Raw genomic sequence first — 18,907 nt, forward strand, 5'->3', positions numbered from 1 at the left:
GAATGACGAAAGGACAATACATTTGTATTAGATTTGAAGAAAGAGCGTTTGAGGCAAAAATAAAGACGAAGTGCTGAGGAGCACTTCGTCGAGTGGGGTATCATTGAAAAGTTGTTTAATAATTTCATTATTGAGTTTGAGTGTAACGTAGAACTGTTTTTTATGATTACCGTCTTTACGAATATCGATACGATCAATGACCGTAAGGTATAATGCTTTGAGTTGTACTTTATCCATTGATTCTACGTTTTGAAATATTTGTTGTAATAGGGCAGCGATTTGCTTCGTATCGTAAGATGGTTTTTCTTGGTTTTGTTGTTGCTTGAGTTGACTGACTTGGTTTGTAATGTCATTGAGTTGTTTTTCATACTGATGAATCGTATTTTTAAGAACAGACGTTAAGTCTGGATTATCTTCAAGCGTTTTTATCAAGTTATCTAATTTGATTTGGACTTCATCAAATTGTTTTTGTTTATAAGCAATATCATGGTTAAGTGCAGCCATATCAATTTGACTATCTTGATTAACACGTTCGACAACTTGTTTGAGAACTTTATCACTTTTGATAATTTCCAGTATCTGATTCATAACATATTTTTCTATTACATCAGCTCGTACGCTGTTCGCGGAACACACTTTTGACCCTTTATTGCGAAAATTACTACATGAATAATAATAGCGAATGCGTTTTTTGGTGCCATCTTTAAGTGTATTAGTAGTAGTGGAAGCAGCATATGTGGCGCCGCATTTCTCACAAAAAATTAGGCTCGTCAAAAGGTTTGTTCCTTTACCATGTACTTGGGGTTTTTGGCTTACTTGTTTTTTACGTGATTGTACTTTATCCCATAGCTCTTGACTAATAATAGGAGCGTGTTTACCTTCAGCAATTACTGGATTATCATTCAATCCCTTACGACGCTTTTCATTCCAATCTTTGTATTTTGCGAATTGAATTTTGCCGATATAAAATGGATTTGAGAGAATATAAGTAATAGCTGAAATACTAAAAGGGTTGCCTTTTTTAGTTACATAACCTTTATGATTGAGTGCATTGGCTATTTTACGATAACCATGACCTTTGGCATAAGATTCAAAGATATATTTCACAATATTGGCTTCATGTTGATTAATCATCAGTTCGTGCTTACTATCTGGTATTGTGTCATATCCTATCGGTAAATTCCCCTGATAATAGCCTTCTTGTGCACGTCTGGTTTGACCCATGAATACGTTCTCGACAATGTTATTACGTTCAAATTCTGAGAAACTCGCAAGTATTTGTAACATGAGTTTACCGCTACTCGTATTGACTTCCATACGTTCAGACAAACTGAAAAATTCGACATTTTGCTTATGCAAATCTTCGACAATTTTGAGTAAGTCTGATGTATTACGTGCGAGTCGATTTGTTTTATACACCATAACACAATCGATATGATCTTTATTCGCATCATGTAACATACGTTGAAGTGCAGGACGGTTCATAGATTTTCCTGAAATACCACGATCAGCGTATATATCTTTGACTTCGAAATGATGGAAGTTACAATATTCTTTGATTTGATTGATTTGTCCGTCGATACTATACCCCTCTGAACTTTGCATTTCTGTTGATACACGAACATAGATACCGACACGTTTTTGTTTGAGTTGTTGCATGATTTTTTCATCCTTTCTGATTAAGCAATCGATGATTGTGCTGTTTGATTGACGATGTTTAAGGGCTCATTTTTGAAATAGATACCTGTAAGCGTTTTACTTTTGGTAATATGAATTTCATCGATGTAAGGGTACAACATGTTTAACGTGAAACGTTGTTGAATGACATTTTGTAAAGCCTTTCGAATTTGATGCGTATGGATTGATGATATAGGTTTGGATTGTTGACATAATGATTGCGTTTGTTCTCTGAATGTTTCTGCATCAATTTTACATTGGGCTAATTTTTCTATCAGTTGTTCTTGCGTAAGTGTACTTTTAGCTTCTATGTCTTTTTGTTTTTTGAGTCGTTGTTGAATTGTATGGTTGATTTTTGAATACAACTGTTGATTTTGAAAGAAGTCTTGACATGTAGCTAAGACACTCGCTTCTAATGATTGTGCGTTGATTCCTTTGAATTCACAGACAAAACGAGATGCATTCATATTTTGTGGACAGACATAATAACGTAATGTACGGTGCTTTTTTCTAATGGTTATATTAGTCAACGTTGAACCACAATAAGGACATTTGATTTTTTGTTTGAGTTGATTAGCTGATGATGTCCGTTTGAGTTGCTTTTGTGACCGTATCGCTTGAGCTTGTTCATATATACTTGTCGAAACAATAGAAGGACACATGTTGTCATATTGCCCGTATTGATTAATGACTCGACCACAATAATTGGGGTTCATGATAATACTACGTACTTGGTAGGGTTTACGATTGATGAATTTCTCGTCAGCTTCTAAGTACTGTGCAATTTTTTTATAACCATAGCCTTGAAGATAATAACTGAATACAGCTTTTACGGTTGATGCCTCTGTGTTGTTTATCATGAAAATACCGTTATTATAGTGATAGCCAAAGGGTGCATGGGTCGTAATCAGTTTACCTTGTTTTGCTTTTTCTCGAAGGCCATTTTTGACTTGTTCGCCAATATTATCTGATTCAAGTTCAGCCAAACTGATGAAAACATTGATCTTCAACCGATCGAAAGCTTTATTCATGTCGAAGTAACCATCATGAACACTTAAGATATGAACATGATACGTTTGACATAATTTCATGAGTTTTAATGCATTTTTTAGGTTACGATGAAGTCGATTCAGACGATAGCAACATAGTACGTCACATTGTCCTTGTTGAATCAGTTCAGTAATTTGCTGGTAACCGTTTCGCTTATCAGTGCGTCCTGATTGCTTATCGCTATAAAATGTGATGTGTTGAATATTGTGTTTTTCAGCTAATGTCTTGATGGCTTGTTTCTGTGCCGGAAGTGATTGTTGTTTTGTTGTACTTTGACGTAAGTAACCCATTGCTTGTTTCATCCTGTTTCCTCCTTCCACAGTGATAATATATATTTATGAATGAATTTACACATAAGCCCAACACCAATAAGGTGTTGGGTGTTATTATTAGTCATCAGCGTGATTGATTTCTTCAATCACTAAATCAGCGAGTAATGTGATTAATTCGTCCATATTCTTCCTCCCAATTGACTTTGATAGTAGTAAAAGTGTTATACCAACATTGGAAATATTGTAATGAATTCAATTTTTCGCTTTGAGCAGAGTCTATACAATTCAGGATAATCTTCATAAATGCCCCAAAAGACAATACGTTTAGGTTTGATGTTTTTAAGTTTAATGTCATTTATTAATTGGCTATCGTCGTCATAATATTTTGTAATTTTACAACCATTTGATTTACAGAATGATTTAATGTCATCAATTGGCATACTTTCTAAAACTTCAGATCTTTCGTCTGTAATATTATGTGCTAATACAATTACATTCATAGTTAATTCCTCCAGTTGATTTAATGAGCTACAACGCATAGAGCGTTGTAGCGGTATAATATTCAAATTTATATTTCTAAATCGTCACTTGCTTCTTTTTCTTTCGCTTGTTTAATAAAATTATTAAGCAAATCTGGATTTGTATTACCATCAAATTGCGGTGATGTGAAAGTTTCTGTATTGGAACTTAAGCCAAAAATGGGTGCAAGTTCTTTATCCAATTTAAGATGATAGAATACAATACTCCTAGATTTTCCTTGAGCATCCTTGACACTCCGTTTGGTCGTTTTTCGGTTACGGTCAGATTGAATATGTCCTTTATCTCGTAGCGCATTGACGACATTTTGTACATCTTGATATTGGTTTTCTTCTAACATGTGTTTAAAAACATCTTTAAGCATCTTGACTTGAATGTGACCATCTTTGAGTTCAATAAGTCCATAATTTTCTGTCATCGTTGATAGTTTATTATCTTCAGAAAATTTGCCTCTATTCTGTGCCACAAACTGAACAATAGTTTCGACTGATTTATCAGCGAGAGACCTTTCATTTACTGAATCTGAATGATAATTCACTAAGTATTCTCTAACTGCGTCCAAATCGATTGGGGTTGCGATTACACGTTCCAATATGCGGGCTGATGTCGTTATTGTTGCGTATCGCTTGAACATGCGAATACCTGTATTGCTGGTTTCATTTTCTAGTCGTGTTTTGAACCATTGGTGCTCAGTGCGGAACCATTGTATGACTTCTTGTTCACGATTGAGTAGATACTCAGCTACTAAGGGCATGACATGACCATAATTCGCTGATATGCCTTTTTTAATGGCATCTGCATTGTCAGCGCTTGTCGTAAAGGCTTCAGATATTTCGATTGTACGTACATTCAAACCATCATTACGTGCAGATTTATTGAATATACTAAATTCTGATGTGCTGATGATTGACGTACCTGATTGTTTGATGGGTTTAATACCTCCATGAATATTTGCACGTTGACGACCTTGCCCTTCAGATAGACTATACAAAATCTCAGTGAATTGACCCAATCTAGAAGTAGAAAGTTCGTCTAAGACGATAGGCACGCCATAATTATTATTTATATAAGCTTCTAAGGCATTAGGTGTACCGTTCCAAGATCGGAACAAACTTTTGCTTCCCTTATTAGGGTTACCACATATAGAGACGGCTAGAGTAGCAGCCGAAGTCTTACCTGAAGAGGATTGACCTCGGAAACTATAGATGGTACCGGAAAACTCAATTTCATGTAAGTTTTTAAGGTAGGCTATGACTAATGATGAAACACCAAAAATCACTGCGAGCTCCAGTAACAAGTTCCCTTTTACTTCATCAAGATACATTTGCCACCAGCCTTCAAAAGTGCCTTTAGGTTGTAGATCGTATTGTATATCGCATAGGATTTCTTCATTTAAGGAACGCTGTATCTTTTTAGATACATAAGGTTCATCCAACGATATGATAGGGTAGTTTTCAGTGTTAATTACACCAACACCTTGATACATTGATGATACAGAAGTTTTAGCTCGCATTTGTTGAAGTATAAACCCTAAATCTCTGACATATTTTTCATTTATATTGAATCCAAATTTGATAATGCTTGGAAGCTTTTGTGATGACAGAATGTCAGCCTCTTCAATTAGTTCGGTATTATTAAAATCTGATAAAATAATTTTTTCAACTTTAGTCTCTGGATCTATGAATCTTGCTGTTATAACAATGGGGCTTGATATGAAAACTTTTTTATCCTCATCTTCGTTTTTCTTGGCAGGGATAATTAAAAACCAACCGACCATAGTCAAAATAGCATTCCCAAGTTTGAAAGGTAGGTTTGAAGGGTTCATTAGAACCCACCTCCTTTCCAGTTACTTTTGTGACGCATTGGATTAGGCCCTGTTTTACGGTAAACTAAGTTCCCGCTACTATTCTTACCAATAATGACAAATGGAACATTTGGTGCGTGCTTTACAAAGTATGCAAACCAGCGACCTACTTCTTGCTGTAATTCAGTTGAACATGTCTCAGTTTTTATTTTTAAGTCATGAAATGTAAATGTAGTGTCTTCAGATAGACTGAAAGCAACACCTAAACGTCTTCTTTTAAGTTCGTTAAACTCTTCACCTTTGTACTTCATAATTATTTACCTCCAAATGTATTAATTTGTGTATCGGCCGAATACATATATAACTATATAGGTAATAGTGTGAAGAGTAAGTCTGTAAAATAGACTTGAAAATTCCATACAAAAATTTTCGTGTAATATATTGACAAAAAAGAAGTGCCGATGAAAATCGGCACTTCTTTAATAATGATAACTATTTAGTTGTTATAAAAAAATATTCAGATTGATTATCTTCATCTTTATCAATATCTTTCTTATAATGATAATTTAAAGCTTTTTTTAATTCAGCAATAAGTTTATTGCGATTTTCTTTGGTGTACTTTGGTGTATCTACTAACTCACTTTGACTTAATAATCTAATGACTAGGGCTTTAGGGGCAGATGCTTGAGTTTCTTTGTTAGTTAAATATTTCGCAAGATTTACGTCAATTTGAACACGGCGTTCTTGTTCTAAATAGTCACTATAGCTATAAGATTGAGATGAAGCTAATCTTACATTAACTTCATCCTTGAGTTCATCTAATTCATCCATATAGTAATTAATTATATCTATTTTTTGAGCACTGCTAACATTTGGAGCTGTTATTATATCGATAACCTTAGATTTTATACCAACTTCGATATTTGAATCGATTAAGAAATATAAATAGTAATTTGTCATAGCAGTTTTATAATCAATAGGATTAGTAATTTCATTTTTTATAAAATAATATAAGTTATCATTAATTTTATTTGTAGATTCTATATCTTTTTTATTAACGCCATTTTTTAAAAAATGGATATAATCAGAGTTATTCGACAATATATCATGTATAACAAATTTACTATCACATTTAAATGCATAGAATTTTCCAATTTTAAAATTTTCAGAATCAATACCAAGTGCAAGGCAAAACTTTTTGAAATTTGCTGAAAAGTTAGTTTTAGTTGGCACAAATAAATCATGATCTTCCCACTTTTTTTGCTTATTTTCTTCATTTGCATTACTGCATCCATCAAGAAGATATAATTCATATTTAACTATGTCAGTTAAAATCATTGGATATTTTACCTTGTTACGAGTGTTGCGATTATTATTTAATTCCTCATAAGATTTACTTGCTTGACTCATCACTTCTTTTACTTCCTTTGTATCCATATTTTCAATTATTGATTGTAACTCATGTCCCCAATTGCTATACATCAAATCACTCATTTCTAATTTTTAAATAATTATATCTTAAGAATTGTGAATATATAGAGAGAACATAGGTTCTTGATTTGTTATAATTATTTGTATTAAGTAATTTCGTTATAAAGTGGATTGAACAATAGAAATTAAAAGAATACATTTATTAATTTACAAAATTTTAAATTTTTTAAAAGGATGATTAATTTAATGGAAAACAATAATTTAAAAAATGATCTTTTAGACGAGTTAGATAGACATTTAGAATGGATAAGGAGTTGTGATACAAAAGCTTCAATTGTTTTAGCAATGTTAGGAGTTTTTATTGTTACTATTTCTTCTGAATTATTCTTAGATAGTCAAAAAGAAATAGTATTAAACGTATTGAACAACATAAATTTTTCGAATTTAATTTATTTAATGTTTGAAGGATCGGTCTATTTTTTATTTTTTTATGGAGTATATAATATAATTAGGGTGCTTTTCCCCAGTTAAAAAATCTGTTAAGGCTTATAATGGGGTAGAAAATGACTCCTTATATTATTTTGAAAGCATTTCAAGCAAGACTTATTCTGAGTATAAAAAGCAAAGAATTAATAGGACATCAGAAGAAGAAATCCAGGATATTTTATCCCAGATTTATATAAATTCAAAAATATCTACAAAAAAATATTATTTCTATAAAAAAGGTTTAGCATTAGTACTTTGGGGAATTTTAGGAATTTTGATTTTGCATTTTATCGGTATTATTTTAGTTAAAGCGGGAGGTTTTTAAATATGAAAATAAGAGGCTATGATTACAAGTCAAGAAAGAAAAAAGTTGAAGAAATCTTAGAGAATACTAATTTTATAAATGAAGTGAAAAGATTCCCTAATAATGATAATTTTACATATGAGAATGGTTATAAAGCTTGGCTTAGTGCAATTTTTATAGATTTAAGAAATTCTACTAAATTATTCACAGAAAATAGTGAAGTAGATGTTGCCAATGTGATTAGAGGCTTTACGCCTGAAGTTATAGAGATTTTACAAAAGGATACTCAAGATAATGAATTGAAAGAAATTGGTATTAGGGGAGATTGCGTATTTGCTGTATATTCAACTGCTAGCAAAGAAGAAATATATGATGTCTACCAACGTGCAGTTTACATTAATACCTATTTAAAAATGTTGAATAAATTATTAGATAAAAGAAATCTTCCAAATATCAAAGCAGGTATTGGTTTGGCTGCAGATAAAAATTTGGCAGTGAAGGCAGGTAGAAAGAGTTCAGGTATAAATGATTTTGTATGGATTGGAAAAGCAGTAACAACAGCGTCAAATTTAGCAGATCTTGGTAATAAAGAGGGAATTTGTCCTATTGTGATGTCAGGCACTTTTTACACTAATTATATTGATGTTGAAAAGAATGAAAATTCTAAAAATTGGTGGAGAAAAAATCATGATAACCAAAATGGCGCATATTACCAAGGAAATATTGTGCGTACAGAATTTGATGAATGGATTAAGGCAGGTATGGTAGATTAAAAGTTAATTATGTTTTGAAATTGTTTAAATAGGGGGCGAGTACATTGATAAAGAAATTAGACAATTTAGATTTTGAGTCAATAGAAAAAATTTCCAATATATGGTTAAATTCTAATTTGGAAGCTCATGATTTTATAAAACGTGAGTATTGGATTGATAACCTAGATAAAGTGAAAAAAATGTTCTCAGATTCAACAATTTACGTGTATTATGCTGATAATCAAATTGTCGGATTTGCTGGCTTATATGAACAATATATTGCAGGTCTTTTTATTACAGATAATTACCGCAATAAAGGTATAGGAAGGTTTTTATTGGAAAGATTAAAAAGTGATTATAATGGACTTAATTTACATGTATATGAGAAGAATGAAAGAGCCATTCGTTTTTATACAAAACATCAATTTGAAATACGATCTAAGGAATTTGAAGCAGAAACTCAAGAATATGAATATTTTATGAAATGGGATAGTAATTGAAATTACAAAAGTACCAATAAATAATTTTATGTAAAAAGATAACAAATAATATACTCTATCAAGTCCCACAACTTGATAGAGCTTTTTGTATATATTAAGCATTTATGCTACTAGTTGATATTAGACGTAAAGTATTTATAGTAGTAATATATCGTTTTATCTAGCTGTACGAAAAATCAATTACAAAAAACCGCATCAACAACCGATAAGCAGAACTCGTCAAGAGATGGCAGATAAGATAGTTTTAGTACTCTGAAATTTTAGGTATAAGGTATATTATAACCGTTTTAGTCTATCCATCCATCGCTCACTCATTCTATTCTAGCTTATCCACCCGACGCAATTTTCTGACTCATTCCAGCTTTGCCTATCCACCTATCGCCCTTTATCTACGCACTCCACCTTTAAAATCTACAATTTCCTTATGCTTATTCATTCACTATCCCTCCGTACTCTTCTCATCGTTCTTTTAATTCACACATCCCTTTTCCTTCGTCACTCGGTCATGGCAGTTTGTAATTCTTGTTCAATTAAGTCGATATGTTTACTAATCAAATTCCGTTGTTCATTCAAGAATTCTAGGTGTGCGCGTAACACGCTTGGGACATCTATTTGGTTTTGATAAAGCATGTCTGTGTTTTTTCGGATTTCTTTTAATGGCATATTCAATTTGCTTAGGCACTGGATAAATTTAATCATTTCGATATCGTCGTCTGTGTATAAACGCTTGTTATTGCTATCTCTGTCGATGTGTTTCAAGATATTCTTTTTCTCGTAATAACGCAGTTTGCTTTTAGGTATATTGCAATAATCTGAGACATACTCAATGTAATATTGTTTCATGTAAGCATATCCTTTCTCTTAAACCAAGGTTTAACTGATATTGTAATCTATATAAACATGAATGAGGAGGAAAGACAATGAAAAAGGCTTTAATTGTTGTAACAAACATTGCGAAATATGATAATTTAGACAGACCTACAGGTGCGTGGTTCTCAGAGGTTACGCATTTTGCGAAAGACTTCTATGATGCAGGTTATGATGTTGATTTCGTAAGTCCCAACGGTGGATATGTACCTATTGATCCTGTCAGTCTTACCCCTGAAATGATGAGTGTTGAGGACTGGAAATATTATACGGATCACGATTATATGAATCAATTTGGACAAACATTATCTCCAAAAGAGGTTAATCCTAGCGACTATCAAGCCATTTACTTTGCAGGTGGACATGGTGCGATTTGGGATTTAAGAAATAACAAAGAACTTAACGACATTGCGTTAAGTATTTACAATAACCAAGGCGTTCTCTCTTCTGTATGTCATGGTGCGGCTGGTCTACTCGACATTAAAGAAAATGGCGATTACCTCGTTCGTCATAAAGACGTGACTGGTTTTACAAATAGTGAAGAACAAGCAAATGGTACAACTGAATACATTCCATATTTATTAGAAGACGAATTTATTAGTAACGGTGCACATTTTAAAAAAGAGGATGACTGGAGTAATTTCGCAGTCGTAGATGGTCGCATTGTCACTGGTCAAAATCCTCAATCAGGACATGCAGTTGCTGAACATGCTTTAAAAATCTTATCTAATCAATAATTTTAAAAAGGAGCGATACACATGAAATCATTAATAATTGGCGCTCATGGTGGCGTTGGTCAACATCTGGTACGCAAACTCAAAGCACGAAACGTTGACTTTACTGCCGGTGTTAGAAAAGAAGAACAAGTTGAAGTTTTAAAAGCAGATGGTATTGATGCAACTTACATTGATGTTGCAAAACAATCTATTGATGAATTAATAGAATTATTTAAACCGTATGATCAAATCCTTTTTTCCGTCGGTTCTGGTGGAAGCACAGGTGACGATCAAACAATCATAGTAGATTTAGACGGTGCAGTGAAAGCAATTAAAGCAAGTGAACACGTCGGTCGTCAACATTTTGTTATGGTATCAACGTACGACTCACGTCGAGAAGCGTTTGATGCGTCAGGCGACTTGAAACCATATACCATTGCTAAACATTATGCGGATGACTACTTAAGACATGCAAATTTAAAATATACCATTGTGCATCCAGGCGCTTTAACAAACGAACATGAAACGCAACAATTCAATATGAGTGCGCAATTTGAAAATGTACAAAATCCGTCTATTACAAGAGAAGATGTAGCAGAAGTGCTTGTTTCTGTATTAACTGATGAAGCATTACAAGGTCACGAATTCCAAATCATCAATGGTGATTTGTCATTATCAGACGCAACGACTAAATATCTGGAGGAATAATAAATGAATAATCAACAAGTTGTACTTGCAAAACGACCACAAAGTATCCCACAAGACGATGTATTTAGATTTGAAACAATAGAAACTCGAGAACCACATGCAGGTGAGGTTCAAGTAGAATCCATTTATGTATCTGTAGATCCTTACATGAGAGGCAGAATGAATGATACAAAAAGTTATGTTCAACCTTTCCAAGTGAATGAGCCATTACAAGGTCATATTGTTGGAAAAGTCACACAATCGAACGATGAACGTCTATCTGTCGGTGATTATGTCACAGGCATATTACCATGGAAAAAGATAAATACAGTGAATGGAGACGATGTGACCCCTGTGCCATCAAAAGATGTACCATTACATTTATATTTGAGTGTTTTAGGCATGCCGGGAATGACGGCCTATACAGGATTGCTTCAAATTGGTCAACCACAATCTGGCGAGACGGTTGTCGTGTCAGCTGCATCAGGTGCAGTAGGCTCTGTCGTAGGACAAATTGCTAAAATTAAAGGCGCAAAAGTTGTCGGTATTGCTGGTGGTAAGCAGAAAACAGCATATTTAACAGATGAATTAGGATTTGATGCGGCCATTGACTATAAACAAGATGATTTCGCACAGCAACTCGAAGCGGCTGTACCAGATGGTATTGATGTGTATTTTGAAAATGTAGGCGGCGCAATTTCTGATGAAGTGTTTAAACACTTAAATCGATTTGCACGCGTTCCGGTATGTGGTGCAATTTCAGCATATAATAATGAAAAAGACGATATTGGACCACGTATCCAAGGAACGTTGATTAAAAATCAAGCATTGATGCAAGGCTTTGTAGTAGCACAATTCGCTGATCATTTTAAAGAAGCAAGCGAACAACTCGCACAATGGGTGTCTGAAGGTAAAATTAAATTTGAAGTGACGATAGATGAAGGTTTTGACAATTTACCTTCTGCATTTAGAAAGTTATTCACAGGAGAGAATTTTGGTAAACAAGTTGTCAAAGTCGCTGAAGAATAGGAAAAGGCTATGAAAAATATCATCGTAAGATTCATATTTAGTTTACTGTTTTATAAAAGTGGTGTTGCACACTTTAAAAATAAAGATATGTTTTTAAAAATCGTGCCGTCCTATTTACCTTTCAAACACGCAATAGTTAAGTATTCGGGCATATTAGAATTTATAATTGCTTTTTATGTACTCGGTGCTAAAAATAGATCACGCGTAAGAAAAGTAGTACAAGGATTCCTTTGGCTCGTATTTCCTGCAAATATTTACGCTGCACGTAAGAACATCTCTTACAAAGATGAAACAGATAGTGTTAAGCAGCATGTCATTCGTTTACCATTACAATTTGTCATGGTCGCACTTGCGAAACTATTATAAGACTTATCATAGCCACGCCTGGAACATTACTTTTTGTTCCAGGCGATTTTTTAATATTTACACTTAAAATCGATGTATATCAAATGATTCTCTTGACAACGCTTATGTGCTGTTTGTTTAAATAAGCTCATATCAGACATTTACTTTTCAATTTTTCTATAGTGATAAGCTTCTAAATTAAGAAAAGCATAAGTTAATTTGCGTGTATGAGTGTAAGAAGAAATAAAAAATGTATTTTATCATGTGATACTATCGCAACATTGTAACATTAATGTAATAACGTGACCTGTAAGACAAATATGAGGAGGGTTTTTATGAAAAAAGTTTCTAACTTTATTTTAGCTAGTAGTTTAGTTTTGGGCTTTTTCGTAACGCCCGAATTATTTAATATCACTCAAGCACATGCGCAAGAATCTGTGAAACCTTATTATAGTTACAGTGGTTATACAGCAAATCAAAGTAATTTTATTCTAGATAAGAATTTTAAAACATCTCAAAAAGCTGATAACTTCAAGATTAATAATTACAAGATTACTAAAAATAATAAAGATTTACACAATCCAACAATTTACGGAGTTTTCTAATCATAAAACGAATGGTGTTTTCTTCTTATTAGACGGTAAGTCAGTGAGCAAAAGGAAATATTGAATCATTACGATGAACCAAAGTATACATCTACATCAATCTGAGGGAAAAATATATGTATAAAATTGGAAATGAAGATGTGAGATTTTATGTTAACCAAAAGGATTATGTCATCAAAGGACAAATCGTTAGTGAATAAAATGGGATACTAAGCATGTATGAGAAGTGGGATAAAATTCATTTTGAATTCGTAGTCTCGCTCCCTAAATTAATGTATACTGCATTTAATTCAAAAGTTAATTTATATGTTTAAGATTGACGATAAAACAATATAAAAAAGAAACCGCATCATTAACCGATAAGCAGAAGCGTATCATAAGTGATGAGGTTTTTAGCTGCTTTATAAAAGAATTTTGATGATTCATAATAAAATGAATTTATTTAGAAATAAGGTGTTGTAATGGAGTGGATTCATATATTATCGAAATACTGGCAAATTATAGGTGGGATAATGACTATATTAGGACCTATAACATACTTTATTCATTCATACTATGAAAGAAGGATTTTGACAAATAAGCTGGATAAATTTTTTACATTATTTACTATTTTTTTAGTTAATATGTTAACCTACTCGTTGTTTACATATTTGTTATTTGTTCAAGCATACTATGATAGTGATTGGAATTTATTTAATTTTAATTCTTATAGTATGCTTTTTCTAGGTATTTCACTATTTTTATTGTTTATTTCACTTATGGTGGAAATGTTGTATCAATCAAAACTTAGAATAGGTTTTACATTGATGAAAGTGTCAAATATTTCCGGGCTACTAATTAAACAAAAAATAATTGACTCACAAAGAATATTAAAATATCAAATATTAGAAGATAGCTTAGAAGAAAAAAATATTATTAAATTTTATAGAAAAAAATATAGAGAAATTGGTATACCGATAACTGAAGAGTATATTGAAAATAATTACTTTATTTCTGATAGTATTTACCGTTTGAAAAATATAAGTGTGTTTAATAAGAAAATTTCACTGCTAGTAATTGATGTTGTTAGATGGTTTTTAACATTATTAATTGGCATTGTTGGACTTATTATTATGCCAATATTTGAGTTGAATAGTGCTTGGATATTTGGTTTCTTGATTTTGATGGCGGTTATCACAATGATTAAGAATATAAGGTGTATGAAAGCAATTAATATTAGTAACGAAAAATTATTGTATGAAGAATATAAAAATTGGTGTGATTAATGATTGTTGGATATATAAAATTAATTTTACTTAAGTCTTTAATAGTATAGAACAATTTGATGAGTGCGAAAGTTTTAATGAGATTACTTAAATTTTGAAATTTACACCACCTAAATCTATTTATATATTATAATCGATTGTAATAGAGATAAAGGTAGGGGATGTTATGGTATATCAAAGTGAGTTTGCATTAGAAACTGAAATGATGGAACAGCTGAAATCAAATGGCTATGAAACTGTAACGATTAGAAGTGAACAACAACTATTAGATAATTTTCGTTCTATATTAAATGAACGTCACGCTGATAAATTAAATGGAGAACCTCTAACAGATAAAGAGTTTCAACGCTTGTTAACGATGATTAATGGTAAGGGGATTTTTGAAAGTGCGCGTATATTACGTGATAAGATGCCTTTGAAACGAGATGATGAATCTGAAGTGTATTTATCATTTTTAGATACGAGAAATTGGTGTCAAAATAAATTTCAAATCACTAATCAGGTGTCCGTAGAAGATACATACAAAGCGAGATATGATGTCACAATTTTAATTAATGGCTTACCATTAGTTCAAATTGAGCTTAAACGTCGTGGCATTGATATCAATGAAGCATTTAATCAAGTGATGCGTTATCGAAAACAAAACTACACAGGTCTTTTTCGTTATATACAATGATATTTAAAATTTTGTAATAACAAGCGTAATCAAAGTTATTAAATCACTCATAAGAAAATAAATATAATTTTAATTGAAGAGCTACATTACTATTTTGGGGGCTATACATTATGTTTTTCTACCCGATTTCATTTTGACTAATATATAATTGAATTTTAAAGAGTCTAAGAGAAAATGTAGAGGGATATCATGTATTAATTCTTTAAAATGCGGAGGGTAAAATGAAAAAGGATAAAGTAGTGATTGCATCAGTGACCAAGGAAAACCAACTTGAAAAGGTATTGAAATACAAAGATAACTTGAAAGCAGTATTTATTTTAACTGGTAATTTCATAAATATTAAAGAGTACGTGAAGCTATATCAGTCAAATGGAATTGATGTTTATATTCATGTGGAGAAGATTAAAGGATTAAAATTAGATGATTTTGGTTTTAAATATATAAAACAAATGATTCAACCGGAAGGTATCATAACGACAAAAATGAGCCATGTAAAATTAGCGAAAAAGAATGATATTTTCGTAATTCAACGTTTCTTTTTAGCCGATCACGATATGAAAGAAAATATTATAAATACTGCTAAAGTAAGTCAGCCTGATATGTTAGAAATGATGCCAACGATTACTTCATTTTTAATTGAATCTATTCAATCAAAAGTAAAAATACCTATTATTATGGGTGGATTAGTAGATAGTGAAACTTATTTAACTCAAGCGCTTGAAGATGGCGCTTTAGGTGTATCGACTGCAAATAAAGCAATGTGGAAGAGAGAATTTACTGATTTTTTACATGAGCATCAATAAATATTAATATACATTTGTTACATTAAACATAACAAGTGAAGTGATAGGCAATTGGAGAGCCAAATAAGCGTGTATTGACACGTTTATTTGGCTATTTTTTTTGGAGGGATTAAGGCGAATGAAGCAATTTAGTTTTCTCTTGTGTATAACATTACTGTTTTTAGCAGGTTGTAGCGCTGAAGGGAGTAAGGAAGAGACAAAAGATGGCAAAGTGAAAATTGAGTACTGGCATGTCAACGCTGAAACTCAAGGTGGAAAAACAGTAAAAGAACTTGTAAATGATTTTAATAAACAAAGTGACGACGTCTATGTGCAAGCTAAATATAATCCAGATATGTATAAAGGGTTGATACAGAATATGATGTCTGAAGCAGCAGGGGGTAGAACCCCAGATGTTGTACAAATAGGCTGGTCCTTTAAAAATTATTACAAAGACAACTTTGAATATACATCACCCGAAGAGATTATCAATCAATCATTTCCAGAAGATAAAAAGTTTATAAAAGAAAAGTTTGATGACAAGGTTTTAAAAATTGCCCAGGATGAAAACGGAGAACAACTAGGACTGCCATATTCTGTTAGTAGTCCAGTTATGTTTATAAATAAAGATATTTTACGTAAAGCGCATCTTGATGCAAATGGGCCGAAGACTTGGGAAGAAGTTCAAAACTATGCAAAAAAAATTAAAGAAACCACAAATCAATATGGCATCTTTATACAAGAGCCTGCAGATAGTTGGGCACAACAAGCAATCGTTGATAGTAATGGGGGCAATATCGTAAAAGATGGAAAAGCATCATTTGCAAACCAGGAAGGTATAGAAGCGTATCAAATGATGCAAGATATGGTGAACGATAAGTCCGCATTACATACTAATGATGAACAAGGTCAACAAAGCTTTATCAATGGTGAAGTCGGTATGCTATTTACTACAAATGCGAAACAAAAACACATTAAAGATAATGCAACATTTGATGTTGAAGCGATTGAAATACCAAGTTGGAAAGGTAAAGTGAAAGCAGTTCCCGCAGGGGGTGCAATGCTAGGCATTACGTCAGATACTAAAGAAGAGCAAGAAGCATCGTGGAAGTTTATGAAATATCTATACAAAGTTGAAAATGTGGCGAAATGGACGAAAGGGACGGGATACGTGCCGCCACGTAATGATGTTGTAGATAACCCGAAAGGTTTAAAAGCTTATGTTGAAGAAAATAAGATGATGCGACCAGCAATCAACCAAATGAGTGATGTTGTGCCTTGGGCGGCGTTTCCTGGTAATAGCGGTTTAGAAGCGGAGCAACAACTTATTGATATGCGAGATAAAATACTCGGTGAAGATGCAGATGTAAAGGAAATCATGGAAGCAACGCAAAATAGAATTAACCAGGAATTAGATTAACCAATTAAGGAGGTACAAGTAATGAATAAAAAATGGTTGCCTTATGCACTATTACTACCATCTGTAATCATTATTTTAATTTTTAATATTATACCTTTGATTTATACCGTATATTTAAGCTTTTTTGATTGGAACATGATTAAAACAAACAAAGAATTTGTAGGTTTAGATAATTATATTGAACTTTTTACAAACGTTAAGTTTTATATGATTATCGGTCAGACATTTGCCTATATTGCATTACTAGTTGTATTTAATACAATGATAACTTATATTTTTGCTTTTATTGTGGATTACTTTATTGGCAAAGGAAAACGTATTTATCAAACTGTATTGTTTATACCCTCTGTAATTTCACTTGTGGTAGGCGCGATGGTGTTTCTGTGGGTACTTAATCCAGTGTCGGGTCCTGTTGCACAAGTGCTAGGTATATTTGGCATATCGATACCAAATTGGACGACGACGAATGGTTGGGTCATCTTCGTCATTAGTTTGATTGTAGCGTGGAAAGTCTTTGGTTATAATTTCTTGGTTTTATATTCCAGTATTATTGGCATACCGAGAGAGATGATTGAAGCAGCAAAAATAGATAACGTGAAGCCTTCACGTATTTTTATAGATATTATTCTACCTATGAGCTCGGCGACCGGTTTTTACATTTTAATCATGACTATAGTACAAGGTTTGCAGTACGTTTTTACGCCTATCAGTGTAATTACAAAAGGCGGCCCCAATTATCAAAGTAGTAATTTAATTTATCATGCTTATCACGAAGGGTTTACCTTATATAAAACAGGCGTTTCTGCTGCTGTATCGACGATTACTTTGATTATTTTCTTTTCACTATTACTGATTCAGTTTTTAGTGGTTGAGAGGAGAGTAAAGTATGAAAATTAAACCTTCTATCGCACATATCGTACTCATCACATGTATATTATTAGCAATTTATCCAATTATTTTTGCAGTAAGTAATGCGTTCAAAAAACTAAACCACGCATACGATTCTATGATTAATTTAATACCATTGCCATTTACAATGGAGAATTTCGACAAATTAATTAACGATATTCCATTGTTGCAAATTACAACAAACACGTTCGTAATTGCCAGTGTGATCACGATAGTGAAAGTAATCATTTCATTTTTAGCAGCGTTCGCTATTGTTTTCTATCAATTCAAATTTAAAAAAGTAACTTATATGGTACTCGTAGCAACGATATTTGTTCCATTTACTGTCACGATGGTCCCGAATTATATTATTATGGCGCGTTTAGGTTTTGTAGATTCGTGGTGGGGAGTTATTTTACCCCAGCTTGCAGATGCAATTGGCATATTTATGTTAACGCAATCTATGCGTAATATACCAAAAGTATTGTTAGACTCCTTGCAAGTGGATAATATTTCAGTTTGGTATACGATGAAAGACGTGATTGTGCCAATTACTAAGCCTGCACTGACATCAACAAGTATTTGGTTTTTTATCTTGTCATGGAATGAATATATATGGCCAAACTTAATGTTGAAAAGTGAAGCAAATTATACATTACCTTTAGCATTACAATTGTTTGTAAGCTCAGAAGGTGGCACTAATTTTACAGTAGCGATGGCCTTGAGTGTCTTAACGATGGCCATTCCACTCATCGTATACTTATTATTCCAACGTATGATTATAGACACATTCACTGCAAGTGGGATTAAATAG

Annotated in this window: 20 protein-coding genes and 2 pseudogenes; 15 read left to right on the forward strand and 7 right to left on the reverse strand. The window is 32.6% G+C overall.

Annotated elements, in window-relative coordinates; all coding sequences use genetic code 11:
- Window positions 1-27: 27 nt before the first annotated feature.
- The 6 genes from ccrB to BJG89_RS00605 all read right to left on the reverse strand — a co-directional run bounded on the left by ccrB (window position 28) and on the right by BJG89_RS00605 (window position 6,822).
- Window positions 28-1,659, reverse strand: coding sequence for a cassette chromosome recombinase CcrB (ccrB, locus tag BJG89_RS00580; protein WP_096808036.1), 1,632 nt, complete (start codon window positions 1,657-1,659; stop codon window positions 28-30).
- 20 nt (window positions 1,660-1,679) lie between these two features.
- Window positions 1,680-3,029, reverse strand: a complete 1,350-nt coding sequence (gene ccrA, locus BJG89_RS00585) for a cassette chromosome recombinase CcrA (RefSeq protein WP_096808037.1) — start codon at window positions 3,027-3,029, stop codon at window positions 1,680-1,682.
- A 191-nt stretch (window positions 3,030-3,220) separates the two neighbouring features.
- Window positions 3,221-3,499: a recombinase family protein gene (locus BJG89_RS00590; RefSeq protein ID WP_096808038.1), complete on the reverse strand. Its 279-nt coding sequence runs from the start codon at window positions 3,497-3,499 to the stop codon at window positions 3,221-3,223.
- Window positions 3,500-3,567: 68 nt separating this feature from the next.
- On the reverse strand, window positions 3,568-5,361 hold the full coding sequence (gene cch1, locus BJG89_RS00595) for a cassette chromosome replicative helicase (protein ID WP_096808039.1): 1,794 nt from the start codon (window positions 5,359-5,361) through the stop codon (window positions 3,568-3,570).
- Window positions 5,361-5,651 (reverse strand): cassette chromosome ssDNA-binding protein, encoded by a 291-nt coding sequence (gene ssb / locus BJG89_RS00600; RefSeq protein ID WP_069820286.1) that lies wholly within the window; start codon window positions 5,649-5,651, stop codon window positions 5,361-5,363. Before ssb ends, cch1 begins: the two co-directional genes overlap by 1 nt.
- A gap of 181 nt (window positions 5,652-5,832) precedes the next feature.
- On the reverse strand, window positions 5,833-6,822 hold the full coding sequence (locus BJG89_RS00605) for a hypothetical protein (protein ID WP_232514195.1): 990 nt from the start codon (window positions 6,820-6,822) through the stop codon (window positions 5,833-5,835).
- 195 nt (window positions 6,823-7,017) lie between these two features.
- On the opposite strand from BJG89_RS00605, the gene BJG89_RS14670 reads away from it, so the two are divergent.
- The 4 genes from BJG89_RS14670 to BJG89_RS00620 are packed head-to-tail and all read left to right on the forward strand — an operon-like array spanning window position 7,018 to window position 8,813.
- Window positions 7,018-7,302 (forward strand): Pycsar system effector family protein, encoded by a 285-nt coding sequence (locus tag BJG89_RS14670; protein ID WP_232514196.1) that lies wholly within the window; start codon window positions 7,018-7,020, stop codon window positions 7,300-7,302.
- 58 nt (window positions 7,303-7,360) lie between these two features.
- On the forward strand, window positions 7,361-7,582 hold the full coding sequence (locus BJG89_RS15095) for a Pycsar system effector family protein (RefSeq protein WP_464765778.1): 222 nt from the start codon (window positions 7,361-7,363) through the stop codon (window positions 7,580-7,582).
- A 2-nt stretch (window positions 7,583-7,584) separates the two neighbouring features.
- Window positions 7,585-8,334: an adenylate/guanylate cyclase domain-containing protein gene (locus BJG89_RS00615; protein WP_096808041.1), complete on the forward strand. Its 750-nt coding sequence runs from the start codon at window positions 7,585-7,587 to the stop codon at window positions 8,332-8,334.
- 44 nt (window positions 8,335-8,378) lie between these two features.
- Window positions 8,379-8,813, forward strand: a complete 435-nt coding sequence (locus BJG89_RS00620) for a GNAT family N-acetyltransferase (RefSeq protein ID WP_096808042.1) — start codon at window positions 8,379-8,381, stop codon at window positions 8,811-8,813.
- A gap of 495 nt (window positions 8,814-9,308) precedes the next feature.
- Here the strand turns inward: BJG89_RS00620 and BJG89_RS00625 are convergent, their stop codons facing one another.
- Window positions 9,309-9,656 carry a MerR family transcriptional regulator gene (locus BJG89_RS00625; protein ID WP_096808043.1) on the reverse strand — a complete coding sequence of 116 codons (348 nt, stop codon included), beginning with the start codon at window positions 9,654-9,656 and terminating at the stop codon, window positions 9,309-9,311.
- A gap of 77 nt (window positions 9,657-9,733) precedes the next feature.
- Here BJG89_RS00625 and BJG89_RS00630 point away from each other — a divergent pair, with 77 nt between their 5' ends.
- The 11 genes and pseudogenes from BJG89_RS00630 to BJG89_RS00680 all read left to right on the forward strand — a co-directional run bounded on the left by BJG89_RS00630 (window position 9,734) and on the right by BJG89_RS00680 (window position 18,907).
- Window positions 9,734-10,417 carry a type 1 glutamine amidotransferase domain-containing protein gene (locus tag BJG89_RS00630; protein ID WP_096808044.1) on the forward strand — a complete coding sequence of 228 codons (684 nt, stop codon included), beginning with the start codon at window positions 9,734-9,736 and terminating at the stop codon, window positions 10,415-10,417.
- Between the two features lie 21 nt (window positions 10,418-10,438).
- Window positions 10,439-11,104 carry an SDR family oxidoreductase gene (locus BJG89_RS00635; protein ID WP_002511751.1) on the forward strand — a complete coding sequence of 222 codons (666 nt, stop codon included), beginning with the start codon at window positions 10,439-10,441 and terminating at the stop codon, window positions 11,102-11,104.
- A 3-nt stretch (window positions 11,105-11,107) separates the two neighbouring features.
- Complete coding sequence (locus tag BJG89_RS00640) at window positions 11,108-12,112, forward strand: NADP-dependent oxidoreductase (RefSeq protein ID WP_069832366.1); 1,005 nt, start codon at window positions 11,108-11,110, stop codon at window positions 12,110-12,112.
- A gap of 9 nt (window positions 12,113-12,121) precedes the next feature.
- Window positions 12,122-12,478 carry a DoxX family protein gene (locus BJG89_RS00645; protein WP_075100232.1) on the forward strand — a complete coding sequence of 119 codons (357 nt, stop codon included), beginning with the start codon at window positions 12,122-12,124 and terminating at the stop codon, window positions 12,476-12,478.
- Window positions 12,479-12,792: 314 nt separating this feature from the next.
- A pseudogene (gene isaB / locus BJG89_RS00650) lies at window positions 12,793-13,262 on the forward strand (immunodominant staphylococcal antigen IsaB family protein).
- Between the two features lie 312 nt (window positions 13,263-13,574).
- Window positions 13,575-14,327: a hypothetical protein gene (locus tag BJG89_RS00655; protein ID WP_096808045.1), complete on the forward strand. Its 753-nt coding sequence runs from the start codon at window positions 13,575-13,577 to the stop codon at window positions 14,325-14,327.
- 166 nt (window positions 14,328-14,493) lie between these two features.
- A pseudogene (locus BJG89_RS00660) lies at window positions 14,494-15,000 on the forward strand (type I restriction endonuclease); the annotation flags it as partial.
- A gap of 224 nt (window positions 15,001-15,224) precedes the next feature.
- On the forward strand, window positions 15,225-15,806 hold the full coding sequence (locus BJG89_RS00665; protein WP_096808047.1) for a glycerol-3-phosphate responsive antiterminator: 582 nt from the start codon (window positions 15,225-15,227) through the stop codon (window positions 15,804-15,806).
- A 118-nt stretch (window positions 15,807-15,924) separates the two neighbouring features.
- Window positions 15,925-17,205: an ABC transporter substrate-binding protein gene (locus BJG89_RS00670; protein ID WP_096808048.1), complete on the forward strand. Its 1,281-nt coding sequence runs from the start codon at window positions 15,925-15,927 to the stop codon at window positions 17,203-17,205.
- Window positions 17,206-17,226: 21 nt separating this feature from the next.
- On the forward strand, window positions 17,227-18,102 hold the full coding sequence (locus BJG89_RS00675) for a carbohydrate ABC transporter permease (protein ID WP_096808049.1): 876 nt from the start codon (window positions 17,227-17,229) through the stop codon (window positions 18,100-18,102).
- Window positions 18,092-18,907 (forward strand): carbohydrate ABC transporter permease, encoded by an 816-nt coding sequence (locus tag BJG89_RS00680; protein WP_096808050.1) that lies wholly within the window; start codon window positions 18,092-18,094, stop codon window positions 18,905-18,907. The genes BJG89_RS00675 and BJG89_RS00680 overlap by 11 nt, the downstream gene beginning before the upstream one ends.

The organism is Staphylococcus nepalensis (assembly GCF_002442935.1).
In the GTDB taxonomy this organism is placed as follows: Bacteria; Bacillota; Bacilli; order Staphylococcales; family Staphylococcaceae; genus Staphylococcus; species Staphylococcus nepalensis.

Coding starts and splice junctions, on each gene's coding strand:
- BJG89_RS00645 (WP_075100232.1), top strand. CDS start 12,122: ATGAAAAATATCATCGTAAGATTCATATTTAGTTTACTGTTTTATAAA.
- BJG89_RS00640 (WP_069832366.1), top strand. CDS start 11,108: ATGAATAATCAACAAGTTGTACTTGCAAAACGACCACAAAGTATCCCA.
- BJG89_RS00670 (WP_096808048.1), top strand. CDS start 15,925: ATGAAGCAATTTAGTTTTCTCTTGTGTATAACATTACTGTTTTTAGCA.
- BJG89_RS00680 (WP_096808050.1), top strand. CDS start 18,092: ATGAAAATTAAACCTTCTATCGCACATATCGTACTCATCACATGTATA.
- ccrA (WP_096808037.1), bottom strand. CDS start 3,029: ATGAAACAAGCAATGGGTTACTTACGTCAAAGTACAACAAAACAACAA.
- BJG89_RS00590 (WP_096808038.1), bottom strand. CDS start 3,499: ATGAATGTAATTGTATTAGCACATAATATTACAGACGAAAGATCTGAA.
- BJG89_RS00655 (WP_096808045.1), top strand. CDS start 13,575: ATGACTATATTAGGACCTATAACATACTTTATTCATTCATACTATGAA.
- BJG89_RS00625 (WP_096808043.1), bottom strand. CDS start 9,656: ATGAAACAATATTACATTGAGTATGTCTCAGATTATTGCAATATACCT.
- BJG89_RS00605 (WP_232514195.1), bottom strand. CDS start 6,822: ATGTATAGCAATTGGGGACATGAGTTACAATCAATAATTGAAAATATG.
- BJG89_RS00630 (WP_096808044.1), top strand. CDS start 9,734: ATGAAAAAGGCTTTAATTGTTGTAACAAACATTGCGAAATATGATAAT.
- cch1 (WP_096808039.1), bottom strand. CDS start 5,361: ATGAACCCTTCAAACCTACCTTTCAAACTTGGGAATGCTATTTTGACT.
- BJG89_RS00635 (WP_002511751.1), top strand. CDS start 10,439: ATGAAATCATTAATAATTGGCGCTCATGGTGGCGTTGGTCAACATCTG.
- ssb (WP_069820286.1), bottom strand. CDS start 5,651: ATGAAGTACAAAGGTGAAGAGTTTAACGAACTTAAAAGAAGACGTTTA.
- BJG89_RS00675 (WP_096808049.1), top strand. CDS start 17,227: ATGAATAAAAAATGGTTGCCTTATGCACTATTACTACCATCTGTAATC.
- ccrB (WP_096808036.1), bottom strand. CDS start 1,659: ATGCAACAACTCAAACAAAAACGTGTCGGTATCTATGTTCGTGTATCA.
- BJG89_RS14670 (WP_232514196.1), top strand. CDS start 7,018: ATGGAAAACAATAATTTAAAAAATGATCTTTTAGACGAGTTAGATAGA.
- BJG89_RS00615 (WP_096808041.1), top strand. CDS start 7,585: ATGAAAATAAGAGGCTATGATTACAAGTCAAGAAAGAAAAAAGTTGAA.
- BJG89_RS00665 (WP_096808047.1), top strand. CDS start 15,225: ATGAAAAAGGATAAAGTAGTGATTGCATCAGTGACCAAGGAAAACCAA.